Origin of the sequence: Streptomyces sp. DSM 41931, assembly GCF_050271085.1 — a bacterium.
GTDB lineage: Bacteria > Actinomycetota > Actinomycetes > Streptomycetales > Streptomycetaceae > Streptomyces > Streptomyces albogriseolus.
Map to the genome: position 1 here is coordinate 6,781,061 of NZ_CP189902.1, position 12,034 is coordinate 6,793,094.

Sequence of the window (12,034 nt, forward strand, 5' to 3'; positions counted from 1 at the left end):
CCACCGCCGTTGTGCGCGGGCACCACGGCCCGCCGCCGTACTTGGGCCGCGGCACAGTCCGAGGCGCAGGTCACGAGGCAAAAGCCGCTGGTGACCCGGCCGTTCACCGTTCACCGACCTACGTCCGTATACCTTCCGCGTGACCTTACGCGTGAGTAAGGTCGCGGGAATGACCGGACACACGACCGCGCGGCAGCGGCTGACCGCCGAGCTGCTGGACGCGCTGCGCACCGACGGCGGCGTCCGCGTCGTGACCGGTGAACCCGGTTGCGGCCGCAGCACGTTCCTCGACCACGCCGCCCGCCTCTTCCGCGCCGGACCGGTGCGGCACGTCCGCGCCGACCGCGCACACGAGCTGGACCACGCCCTCCGGACGGCCACGGCGTCCCGTCCGCTCCTGCTCTGCGTGGACGACGCCGACCTGTGGGACGCCCCGTCACGCGCCGCGCTCGCCCGTGCCGCCGCGCGCATACGGGAGACCGGCGTACGCACGACGCTCCTGCTGACCGTCGCCGGCCACCGGCCCCCGCCGCCCGAGCTGTCGGACCTGCCCGTCCTGCGCCTCGGCCCGCTCACCCCCGCGGAGGCGGCGCCGCTGATCCGGGAGCGAGCGGACAGCGAGGTCGCCCCCGCCGTACGGGAGGAGCTGATCACGGAGGCGGAGGGCAACCCCGCGCTGCTGCTGGCGCTGGTCCGGCGCCTGTCGCCGGCCCGGCTGAGCGGGCGACGCGCCCTGCCCCGGCCGCTGGTCGACGGTGAGGTGCTGGCCGACGTGGCCGGCGACCGCCTGCCCGACGACCCCGGCGGCCTGCTGCTCACCACGGCGGCCGCCGCACGGGCGACGGGGGAGGAGGACGCGGACGCGGACCTCGTCCTCCGTGCGTGCCGCGCGGCGACGGACGCGCCCCTGCCCGACCTGCTGACCCGTGGCGAGGGCCGGCTCCGCTTCCGCAGCGCGCTGATGGCCCGCGCGGTCCACGCCCTCGCTGCCCCGGAACACCGCCGCGCCGCGCACCTCGCCCTGGCCGAGGCCGCGAGGGAAGCGGAGGACATCCTCCCGCTCCTTCACCGCTCATGGGCCGTGCCCGACCCCGCCCTGGCGGCCTCGCTGGCCTCGGCGGCGACCGACCCGGCGTCCACGACTCCTCCCGCCCTCCGCCGCACGGCTCTGGTCCGCGCGGCCGAGCTGACCCCGGACGGTGCGGAGCGCGCCCGGCGCCACCTCGCCGCCGCCGAGCAGACACTCCTCGCCGGCGGCGTCGCCGACGCCCTGCGCCTGCTGGACCAGGCGCGCGGCCCTTCCGCCCCCACGCCGGTACGCGGCGGCGCGGAACTGCTGCGAGGCGCGGTGCTCCTTGCCGACGGTCCGGTGGAGGACGCCCGGGAGTCCTTCCTGCTGGCGGCGGACCTCCTGCCCCCGCACGCGGCGGCCCGCGCCACCCTCGGCGCGGCAGACGCAGCCTGGTCCGCGGGCGACCCCGCCTCCTGCCTCTCGGCCCTGGCCCCCACCCGCACACCCCCCACGCTCCCCTTGGCACAAGCCTGCGTCCGAGTCCCGCAGGAACCCGCCGCACCCGACGAGCACCGTGGAGGGGTGGCACAGGTGGGCGCCACGGCACCCCGCCCGGAGGGCGTCACCCCCGTGGGCGACGTGTCCCGCGACCACCGCGACGGCATGCGCGCCGTCCTCCTGGCCCGCTTCGACCTCGCCGCCGCCCCCCTCCGCCGCGTGGTGGAGAACGGCCTCCAAGGAACGGACCCCGACCGCCTCCTCCGCTCGGCCGCCGCGGCGCTGATGCTCGGCGACGTCACCTCCGCCCGCCGCGCGGGCGCCCGCGCCCTCGCCGCCGCCCGTACCCACAGCTCCGCCGCCCTCGAACCCCGCGCCCTCGAATACCTGGCCTACGCGGAACTCCGCGCCGGCCGCCACCAGCTCGCCCGCACCCACGCCGAGGAGGGCCTGCGCACCGCCGAACGCACCGGGCAGCGCAACACCGCCGCCCACCACCACGCCGTCCTCGCCCTCGCCGCGTCCATCGAGGGCGAGGCGGACCTCGTGACCGAGCACGCCGAGGCGGCCCTGCGCACCGCCCGCCGTCACGGGCTCGCGCAGGCCGAGACCCTCGCGCACTGGGCCGCCGCCCGCGCCGACCTCGGCGCCGGCCGCCCCCGCGAGGCGGCGCAGCGGCTCGGCCCGCTGGTCCGCCCCGGCCCCCGCCGCGGCCACTTCGCGGTGTGGATGCTCGCCGTCCCCTGCTTCGTGGAGGCCGCCGCGTCCGCCGGACGACCCCAGTTCGCGGCGGGCGTCGTGGAGGACTTCACCCTGTGGGCGGCCTGCGGCGCCGACCCGCAGGCCCCCTCCCAACTCCTGCGCTGCCGCGCCCTGCTGGCCGCCCCGGACACCGCCGACGAGCTGTACCTGCGCGCCCTCGACCGGCACGACGACACCGCGGGCGACTTCGAACGCGCCCGCACCGAACTCCTCTACGGCAAGTGGCTGCGCCGCAGACGCCGCCTCCGTGAGGCCCGCACCCGCCTGGAGGAGGCCCGCCTCGGCTTCGAACGCTGCGGCGCCCCCCTGTGGGCACAGCAGGCCGCCGCCGAACTCCGCGCCGGCGGCGCCGCCCCTACCACGGCCCCCGCCGCCTCCTCCGGCGCCGGCGACCTCGCCCGCCTCACCCCGCAGCAACTGCGGATCGCCCGGTACGTCGCCGAGGGCGCCACCAACCGGGAGGTGGCCCTCAGCCTCTCCGTGAGCACCCGCACCGTCGACTACCACCTGCGGAACGTGTTCGCCACGCTCGGCCTCCGTTCCCGGGTCGAGCTGGTGCGTCTGGTCGAGCAGGAGGAAAAGACCGGTGCACGACTCTAGGGACCGACCGGACGGTATGCCATCCTTCGGGGCAGGACGAGTCCGACGGCGGCCGGCCCGCGGGCTCCCCGTACCTGCCGGGCGCCGGTACGGGGCCGCCGCACGGGCACCGCCGGGAAGCCCGACCCTGGGGGGAATGCGCGATGCCTCAAGCCGTACGGCCACGTACCCTGCTGCGTCCCGGACCCGTGCCCGCACCCCGGTCGCGGACGCCACGCGTGCGGTCGCTGATCGACGCCGACGCGCTGCGCGTGCTGCACCGGGCCGCCCGCGTCCTGCTGGACGACCTGCCGCAGCTCACCGACCGGCTGGTCGCGGTGCTCCAGGAGCAGGAGCCCGCCTACCGCACCGCCGTCGAGGGCGACGCCGTCGCCACCTGGCAGGAGGTGCACCGCTCGCTGCGGCACAGCATCTCCTCGCTGCTGGACCCGCGGGGCGCCCGTGACGGGGCCCGCCGCTGCTCGTGGAAGATCGGCGCCACCCGTGCCGAACAGGGCCTGCCGCTGGACGCGGTGCTGCACGCCTTCCGGCTGGGCGGCTCGCTGGTGTGGCAGGGCCTGGTCGACGAGACGTCCCGGGCGGCGCCGGAGGACGTACGGCTGCTGGTGCATGTCGCCTCCGACGTGTGGGACTTCGTCGACGAGCACAGCACGATCGTCGCGGACGCCTACCGGCAGACCGAGCGGCAGCTGGCGTGGCGGAGGGAGAACAGGGTGCGACTGCTCGCCGCGGCCCTGCTGGACGGCACCAGCCGGATCGCCGACCTGCCCGAGGCGGCCGAGGCGCTGGACCTGCCCGAGCACGGCCGGTACGTCGTCGTCGCGGTCGAGGGGACGCGGTCCGCGGGTTGTACGGGCGCCCAGGCAGCCGTCGCCCCGGGTGTGCGCGTGCACTGGCACACCGGTGTGGACGCCGACCACGGCATCGTGCTCGTCGAGGGCGACGCGGCGGCCATCGTCCCGGACGAGCAGCCGCCCGGCGTACGGGTGGGCGTCAGCAGCGCGGTCGACGGACTGGCGGCCGTGGGGGAGGCACGACGGCTGGCGGACACGGCGCTGCGGCTGTGCCCCGGGGCGGGCGGCACGGTCCGGCTGACCGAGCACCTGCCGGCGGCGCTGGTCGCGTCGAACCCCGACCTTGCCGCGGCGCTGGCCGACCGGCTCCTCGGCCCGCTGGCCGGCCTGGAACCCGCCGACGCCGAGGTTCTCCTCGACACCCTCGCCACCTGGCTGGCCTGTGACGGCTCCGCCCAACGGGCAGCCCGTCGCCTGTACTGCCACCGCAACACCGTCCTCAACCGCCTCCGCCGCTACGAACAACTCACCGGCCGCAGCCTCTCCCGCCCCACCGACCTGGTCGAAACCGCCCTGGCCCTCACGGCCCGCAACCTCCTTGACCCCCGGCCGTAGCGGCACCCCGAAGGGGCGCGGGGAACTGCGCGACCGACCCCCACCGGCCCGCACCTGGACGCGCCCGAAGGGGCGCGGGGAACTGCGCGACCGACCCCCACCGGCCCGCAGCCGCGACACGACGCGAACCCCCCGCCCCTGGCGCCGGACGACGGGCCGCCCGCATGGGCACCCGCACAACCCGCCCCCACCCCCGTTGGTACACCGCAGCGTGCGGCGCCACACCGCTGTACCCCCTCCGCACCCCCGTGCTGTCGTAAGCACCCCTTCCCCCGAAGCCGTCGCCGCCCCGCGCGACGACCCCGAGGAGTCGTGATGCCCGAAGCACCACCGGACGGCGCGCCCGCCCTGCACGTCGAGGACGTCGACGTGACCTACGGCCGCGCGCTGTCCGCCCTCCGCTCCGTGTCCCTCACCGTGCCCCCCGCCGCGGTCGTCGCCCTGCTCGGCGCGAACGGCGCCGGCAAGACCACGCTGCTGCGCGCCGTCTCCGGCACCCTCCGCCTGCACCGCGGCGCGGTCACGGCCGGGAGCATCCGCTACGGCGACACGGTGCTCGACGGCAGGGACCCGGTCGCCGCGGTCCGCGCCGGCGTCGTCCAAGTACCCGAGGGACGGCGGGTGTTCGCCGGGCTGTCCGTCGACGAGAACCTCCGCTCCGGCGGGCTCGGCCTCGGGCGGCGCGGACGCGCCCAGGTCCAGGAGGCCCGCGACCGCGTCTTCACGCTCTTCCCGCGGCTCGCCGAACGCACCCACCAGCAGGCCGGGCTGCTGTCCGGCGGCGAGCAGCAGATGCTCGCCATCGGCCGCGCCCTGATGGCCGCGCCCCGCCTGCTGCTCCTCGACGAGCCCTCCCTCGGTCTCGCCCCGCAGATGGTGCACCGCATCGCCGAGGTGATCCGCGAGATCAACGCACAGGGCACCGCCGTGCTCCTGGTCGAGCAGAACGCCGGCATGGCGCTCTCCCTCGCGAGCCACGCCCACGTCCTCGAGGTCGGCGAGACCCGCCTGTCCGGCCCCGCCGGAGAACTCGCCCGTACCGACGCCGTACGCCGCCTGTACCTGGGCGAGTCGGCGCAGGACCAGGGGGCCGCGTGAACGACCGCACCACCAACGACCGCACCACCACCGCCCCGCCCGAGCTCGCCGTCCGCGACGTCACCGTGCGCTTCGCCGGGCTCACCGCGCTCGACGGGGTGTCCTTCACCGTCGCCCCGGGTTCGGTGCACGCGCTCATCGGCCCCAACGGCGCGGGCAAGTCCACCTGCTTCAACGTGCTGTCCGGACTGTGCCGCCCCGCCTCCGGCACCGTCACCCTCGGCGGAACGGAGCTGACCCGGCTCGCCCCGCACCGTATCGCCGCGCTCGGCGTGGCCCGCACCTTCCAGAACATCGTCACCACCCAGGGCACCGTCGCCGACAACCTGATGCTCGGCCGGCACGCCCTCACCCGCGCCGGGTTCACCGCGAGCGCCCTGCGACTGCCGGGCGCCCGGCGTGAACAGCGCGAGCACCTCGCCCGCGCCCGGGAGATCGCCGGACTCACCGGCCTCGGCGCCCACTTCGACACGCCCGTCGGCCTGCTGTCCTACGGCGACCGCAAGCGCGTCGAACTCGCCCGCGCCCTCTGCCTGGAGCCCCGTGTGCTGCTGCTCGACGAACCCGTGGCCGGCATGAACGCCGCCGAACGCGCCCGCACCGCCGAGGTGGTGGCCGGACTACGGGCCGAACTCGGCCTGTCCGTGGTCCTCGTGGAGCACGACATGGGTCTGGTGATGCGTCTCGCCGACGAGGTCACCGTGCTGGACTTCGGCCGACCCATCGCGCACGGCGCCCCCGACGAGGTCCGCCGGGACCCGGAGGTCCTGCGCGCCTACCTCGGCACCGACGCGACCGGGGAGGACGCGGCATGACGGATCTCCTGGACAGCCTGCTGGGCGGTCTGGCCCTCGGCGCGGTGTACGCGCTGGTCGCCCTCGGCTTCGTCGTCATCTTCAAGGCCTCGGGCGTGCTCAACTTCGCCCACGGCTCCCTGCTGCTGCTCGGCGGCTACCTGGTCGCCGTCCTCCACGACGACCTGGGCTTCGCCGGGGCGCTCGCCCTCGCGGTGATCGTGACGGCCGCCCTGGCCGGGGCGCTGGACCGGTTCCTGCTCCAGCGCGGCGGCCACGACGCCCACTCCGCGCATGTGCAGACCATCGTCACCATCGGCATCGACATCGTGCTGCTCACCGAGCTGGCCCGGCGCATCGGCGGCGACCTGCTGACGCTCGGCGACCCGTGGGGCGACGCGGTGACCGAACTCGGCCCGGTGACCGTCGCGGACAGCCGGCTCGCCGCCATCGTCGTGTCGGCCGTCGTCATCGGCGGAGTCTTCGCCCTGTTCCGGTTCACCTCCTGGGGCCTGTCGCTGCGTGCGGCGGCGGAGGACATGGAAGCCGCCGCGCTGATGGGCGTACGGCTCGGCCGGGTGCGGGCGGGGGCCTGGTGCCTGGCGGGCGCGCTCGCCGCGCTGGCCGCCGTGTTCCTCGCCGCGTTCCCCGCCCCCGGTCTTGAGCGCACCACCGGCCAGATCGCGCTCAACGCCTTCCCCGCCGCCATCCTCGGCGGGCTGGCGTCCCCGACGGGCGCCCTCGCGGGCAGTCTCGTCATCGGGCTGACCGAGGCGCTCGTCGTCGGCTACCAGTCCGAACTGCACGTGCTCGGCGAGGGGTTCGGCGACGTCGCCCCGTACGCCGTGATGCTGCTGGTGCTCCTGGTACGGCCCAACGGGCTGTTCGGCGCGAAGGGAGCGGCCCGTGTCTGACCGGATCACCGCGCTCCTCACCCGCCGCCGCGCCACCCTGCTCACGGTCGCCGTGCTGCTGTGCCTGCCGCCGTTCTACCTGGACGCCTTCTGGCTGCGCATCGGCCTGTTCTCCATGGCGGCGGCCATCGGCGCCGTCGGCCTGGCCCTGCTCAGCGGCACCGCGGGACAACTCTCCCTCGGCCACGCCTTCTTCCTTGCCGTCGGCGCGTACGGCTACACCTGGCTGGCCGGCGACCCGGGTCCTGGGCTGCCGACCGTCGTCGCCGTGCCCCTCGCGGTGCTGATGGCGGGGCTCGCCGGCGGGCTGTTCAGTCCCGTCGCCGGCCGGGTCAAGGGCATCTACCTGGGCATCGCCACCCTCGCCCTGGTCTTCCTCGGCCACCACGTCCTGCTCACCGCCGAGTCGGTCACCGGGGGCTTCAACGGCCGCTCCGTGCCCCCGCTCTCCCTCGGCGGCTTCACCTTCACCGCGAGCGACCCCGAACTCACCGTGCTGGGCGTGCCGTTCGGCGCGGAGGAACGGCTGTGGTTCCTGGGCCTCGCCCTGTTCGCGCTCACCTGGTTCACCGCCCGCGGCCTGCTGCGCTCCCGCCCCGGCCGGGCGCTGGCCGCCCTCCGCGACAGCGAGACGGCCGCCGCCGTGATGGGCGTCGACGTGGCCCGGCACCGCTCCGCCGCGTTCGTGGTGTCGTCGATGTACGCGGGCCTCGCCGGGGTGCTGCTGGCGCTCGCCTTCCGCCGGGTGGTGCCCGACTACTTCGGTCTTGTGCTGTCCGTCGACTACCTCGCCATGATCGTCGTCGGCGGTCTCGGCTCGGTCGCCGGAGCCACCGCCGGCGCCGTCTTCGTCACCGCGCTGCCGCTGCTGATGACCCGGTACGCCGACCAGCTCCCGCTGGTCGCCGCACCCGGCTCCGCCGAGGGCGCCGTCGGCCCCACCGAGGCCGCCCGCTACCTCTACGGCGCCGCCATCGTCCTCGTCCTGCTGTACGCCCCCGACGGGCTGCACGGCCTGGCCCGCCGGGCCCGCGACCGCCTGCGGCGCCGCCGCACCACCCCGACCTCCGCCCCGGACCCCGCCGTTCCCTCGCCCCCGCCGCCGGCCGCGGCCGCACGACCCAAGGAGCACACCCCGTGACCACCAGACACACCCGCCGCCCCCGCGCCCGCGCCGCCGGGGCCGTCCTCGCCGGCACCCTCGCCCTGCTGCTCGCGTCCACCGGATGCAGCTCCAAGGCGGAGGGCGACGGCAAGGGCGACGCCGCCGACGGCGTCCGCACCGGACCCGGCGTCGACGACGACACCATCAGGCTCGGCGCCCTCACCGACCTGACCGGCCCCTACGCCACGCTCGGCAAGAGCATCGTGCAGGCCCAGCAGATGTGGGCCGACGAGACCAACGCCAAGGGCGGCATCTGCGACCGGAAGGTCGAGATCGTCGTCAAGGACCACGGCTACGACGTGCAGAAGGCCGTCACCGCCTACGCCGACATCGCCCCCGACGTGGTGGCGCTGCCGCAGGTCATCGGCTCGCCGGTGGTGGCCGCCCTGCTGGACGACATCGAGCGGGACACGATGCTCACCTTCCCGCAGGCCTGGGCGGCCTCCCTGCTCGGCAAGGACGCCGTCCAGGTGCTCGGCACCACCTACGACGTCGACATGATCGCCGCCGTCGACTTCCTCACCCGCACCAAGGGCCTGAAGAAGGGCGACACCATCGGCCACGTCTACTTCGAGGGCGACTACGGCGCCAACGCCCTGGAGGGCTCCACCTGGGCGGCGGAGCGGGCCGGGATGAAGGTGGCCGGGCAGAAGATCCAGGCCACCGACACCGATCTGTCGGCGCAGGTGTCGGCGCTGCGCAAGGAGGGCGTCAAGGCCGTCTTGATCAGCGCGGGACCGGCGCAGACGGCGTCCCTGGTCGGCGTCGCCGCGTCCCGCGGCCTGAAGGTCCCGGTGGTCAGCAGCGCTCCCGGCTTCGCGCCGCAGCTCATGGAGACGCCGGCCGGGCCCGCGCTCGCGGCCCTGCTGAACGTGGTGAGCGCGGCGCCCGCCGTCAGCTCCGAGCTGCCCGGGGTGAAGACCATGGTGGCGTCGTACAAGAAGAAGTACCCGGACTCGCCCGTCGACTCCGGCGTGCTGTCCGGCTACAACGCCGCGGAACTCATCGGTCAGGACCTCGCCAAGGCGTGCGAGGCGGGCGGTCTGACCAGGGAGGACGTCGTCAAGGCGCACCGCTCGCAGAGCAACGCCGACACCGGTCTCGGCACGCCGCAGGACTTCTCCGACATGAACCGTCCCGCGAGCACCGAGACGTACGTGCTGAAGCCGGACGCGAAGGCGGTCGGCGGTGTGGTGAACGCCGAGGACGCGCACACCGCCCCCGGCGTCGAGGAGTACCTGTCCTCCCGCTGAGGCACGCATGACGCCCCGGCGCGCCTCGCACGAGGAGCGCCGGGGCTCAGCCGGCCGCCGCCTCCGGATCCCGGTCGGACGACGGCCAGAAGTACGGCAGGTCGTCCGGCTCGTCGGGGAACAGCTCCCGGTACACGTCCGGGTCCTTGCGCACCAGCGCCGAGCGGTGACTGCGGTGCACGGCCTCGTCCCCGAGCCACGGCGGCAGCTCACCGGCCCGCGCCAGCTCGTCCTGGTCGCGCACCGGCGCCCCGGGGCGGACCGTGGCCAGGTCGGCGACCAGGGTGGCCGCGCAGCTGTCCTGGTGGCCCTGCTCGCGCCAGACCCGGCAGATCTCCAGGCCGTAGCGCACCAGCGCCTCCTCGTACCCCGTCCACATGCGCACGGCGGGATGACGGCGCCAGCCGTAGCCCGGCACGATCAGCCCGCGCAGCACCTGGAGCGCCTCCACCCGCTGCTTGCCGAGCCGCTTGCGGTCGAGGACCAGCGCGGTTCCGCAGAAGTCGGGGTAGGGGAGGAAGGTCTGCACGGGGGCCGTCCGGGAGCTGGGGGGCCGAGCGGGTCTGCAAGCACCTCAGTTCCCAGAACCGGGCGGGGCACACCTCGCCCGGCCCGGCACGGGGGTCAGCCGAGCGCGCCGAGGCGGGCGTCCCGCCACAGGTCCACGCCGCCGTCCGTCGCGTACGTGTCGATCTCGGCGAGCTCCTCGGCGGTGAAGTCGAGGTTCTCCAGCGCGGCCACGTTCTGCTCCAGCTGCTCGGTGCGCGAGGCGCCGATGACCAGCGACGTCACCCGGAGGTCGCGCAGCGCCCAGGCCAGCGCCATCTGCGCCAGGGACTGCCCGCGCCGGGCCGCGATGCCGTTCAGCGCCCGCAGCCGGCGCAGCATGTCGTCCGTCAGCCAGCCCGCGTCGAACGAGGTGCCCGCCGCGGCCCGCGAGTCCTGCGGCACGCCGTCGAGGTAGCGCCCGGTGAGCAGCCCCTGCGCCAGGGCGGTGAACCCGATGACTCCAAAACCCTCCTCGTCGGCCACGTCCAGCAGCCCGTCCGTCTCGATCCAGCGGTTCAGCATGTTGTACGACGGCTGGTGGATCAGCAGCGGGGTGCCCAGGTCGCGCAGGATCTCCGCGGCCTGACGGCTGCGCTCGGCGTCGTACGAGGAGATGCCGACGTACAGCGCCTTGCCCTGGCGCACCGCGGTGTCCAGGGCGCCCATGGTCTCCTCGAGCGGCGTGGTGGCGTCCAGCCGGTGCGAGTAGAAGATGTCCACGTACTCCAGCCCCATCCGCTTCAGGGACTGGTCCAGGGAGGCCAGCAGGTACTTCCGGGAGCCGCCGCCCTGGCCGTAGGGGCCGGGCCACATGTCCCAGCCGGCCTTGGTGGAGATCACCATCTCGTCCCGGTACGGGGCCAGGTCCTGCCTCATCAGCCGGCCGAAGTTGATCTCGGCGGAGCCGTAGGGCGGGCCGTAGTTGTTGGCCAGGTCGTGGTGGGTGATGCCCAGGTCGAAGGCGCGCAGCGCGATGGCCCGCTGGCTCTCGAAGGACCGGTCGTCGCCGAAGTTGTGCCAGTAGCCGAGTGACAGCAGGGGCAGGTCGAGCCCCGAGCGCCCGGTGCGCCGGTAGCGCATGGTGCCGTCGTAGCGGTCGGGGGCGGCGAGGTGGTTCATCGGTGCGGTCTCCGGTGGTGCGAGCGGCGTGTCCCGTGGGACGGTGTTGATCCTGGGCCCACAGTGCCCCCGAGTGATCCGGAAGTCCAACCGGTACGTCGCATGGGATTGAGCAGCGGGACTTCTGAATCGCCGGGCCCGGTGATTGACCGGCCGGGCGGCGGGAAGCCGCTCCGGAGCGGCACTTCGACCGCCGCGTTTCCCCCACAGGAGGTCGACCATGCGGATCCGTACGCTCACCGGCGCCGTGGCCGCCGTGCTCGTCCTGTCCGGGCCCGTGGCGGGCGGACAGGCCGAGGCCGTCAGGCCCGCGGCCACGGCGGCGCCTCCGGGGGACACCCGGGTGCTCACCTACGACGCGGGCCGGGCGGGGGAGTTCGCATCCGCGGTCGACCGGGGAGCGGCGGTCTGGAACGACAGCGTCGACGCGGTGGAGCTGCGGCCCGCGGCGTCCGGCGAACCCGCGGACATCCGCGTCGTCGCGGTCGACGGCTGGCCGCGCACCGTGCCCGGGGGCCTGGGCAGCGGCACCGTGTACTTCGGCCGGGAGGCCGTGGCGGACGGGCACTCCACGGTCCGGATCGCCGCCCACGAACTGGGCCACGTCCTGGGCCTGCCGGACCGCAAGCCGGGCCCGTGCTCCGAACTGATGTCCGGGGCCAGCGCCGGGCCGTCCTGCGCCTCCGCCCGGCCGAACGCGGCCGAGCGGGCGGAGGTCGAGGAGAAGTTCGAACGCGCCCCGGCCGGGCTGTCCATGGGGCCGATGTGACGGGTGAGCCCATCTCCGCTATGGTTTTCTCAGGTCACGGCGAGGACGAACCTCCGCCGCCCGACTGTGCGTTGGTCGTCTAAGGAAAGACG

The 12,034-nt window shown here is 75.1% G+C and carries 10 protein-coding genes; 8 read left to right on the plus strand and 2 right to left on the minus strand.

All coding sequences use genetic code 11. The annotated features are described in order from the left end of the window. Positions 1–169: 169 nt before the first annotated feature. The 7 genes from ACP7TJ_RS30900 to ACP7TJ_RS30930 all read left to right on the plus strand — a co-directional run bounded on the left by ACP7TJ_RS30900 (position 170) and on the right by ACP7TJ_RS30930 (position 9,505). On the plus strand, positions 170–2,872 hold the full coding sequence (locus ACP7TJ_RS30900; RefSeq protein ID WP_427766919.1) for a LuxR C-terminal-related transcriptional regulator: 2,703 nt from the start codon (positions 170–172) through the stop codon (positions 2,870–2,872). A gap of 143 nt (positions 2,873–3,015) precedes the next feature. Further along, positions 3,016–4,281, plus strand: a complete 1,266-nt coding sequence (locus ACP7TJ_RS30905; protein WP_427766922.1) for a helix-turn-helix domain-containing protein — start codon at positions 3,016–3,018, stop codon at positions 4,279–4,281. Between the two features lie 315 nt (positions 4,282–4,596). Next, the gene (locus tag ACP7TJ_RS30910) at positions 4,597–5,379 is read left to right on the plus strand and encodes an ABC transporter ATP-binding protein (protein ID WP_427766925.1); all 783 of its coding nucleotides are present in this window, start codon (positions 4,597–4,599) and stop codon (positions 5,377–5,379) included. After that, positions 5,376–6,194, plus strand: coding sequence for an ABC transporter ATP-binding protein (locus ACP7TJ_RS30915; protein WP_093768738.1), 819 nt, complete (start codon positions 5,376–5,378; stop codon positions 6,192–6,194). Before ACP7TJ_RS30910 ends, ACP7TJ_RS30915 begins: the two co-directional genes overlap by 4 nt. Beyond that, a complete protein-coding gene (locus ACP7TJ_RS30920) occupies positions 6,191–7,087 on the plus strand; it encodes a branched-chain amino acid ABC transporter permease (protein WP_367453088.1) in 897 nt (298 codons plus the stop codon). Before ACP7TJ_RS30915 ends, ACP7TJ_RS30920 begins: the two co-directional genes overlap by 4 nt. Next, a complete protein-coding gene (locus tag ACP7TJ_RS30925) occupies positions 7,080–8,228 on the plus strand; it encodes a branched-chain amino acid ABC transporter permease (protein ID WP_093768740.1) in 1,149 nt (382 codons plus the stop codon). Before ACP7TJ_RS30920 ends, ACP7TJ_RS30925 begins: the two co-directional genes overlap by 8 nt. Further along, positions 8,225–9,505, plus strand: coding sequence for an ABC transporter substrate-binding protein (locus tag ACP7TJ_RS30930; protein ID WP_093768741.1), 1,281 nt, complete (start codon positions 8,225–8,227; stop codon positions 9,503–9,505). The genes ACP7TJ_RS30925 and ACP7TJ_RS30930 overlap by 4 nt, the downstream gene beginning before the upstream one ends. Before the next feature lie 46 nt (positions 9,506–9,551). Here ACP7TJ_RS30930 and ACP7TJ_RS30935 read toward each other — a convergent pair whose 3' ends face one another. Then, positions 9,552–10,034 (minus strand): MSMEG_6728 family protein, encoded by a 483-nt coding sequence (locus tag ACP7TJ_RS30935; protein WP_167741576.1) that lies wholly within the window; start codon positions 10,032–10,034, stop codon positions 9,552–9,554. A 95-nt stretch (positions 10,035–10,129) separates the two neighbouring features. Further along, complete coding sequence (gene mgrA, locus ACP7TJ_RS30940) at positions 10,130–11,173, minus strand: L-glyceraldehyde 3-phosphate reductase (protein WP_427766932.1); 1,044 nt, start codon at positions 11,171–11,173, stop codon at positions 10,130–10,132. Positions 11,174–11,393: 220 nt separating this feature from the next. Between mgrA and ACP7TJ_RS30945 the strand changes: the two genes are divergently transcribed. Then, positions 11,394–11,942 (plus strand): snapalysin family zinc-dependent metalloprotease, encoded by a 549-nt coding sequence (locus ACP7TJ_RS30945; RefSeq protein WP_093768744.1) that lies wholly within the window; start codon positions 11,394–11,396, stop codon positions 11,940–11,942. The last annotated feature ends 92 nt before the right edge of the window (positions 11,943–12,034 follow it).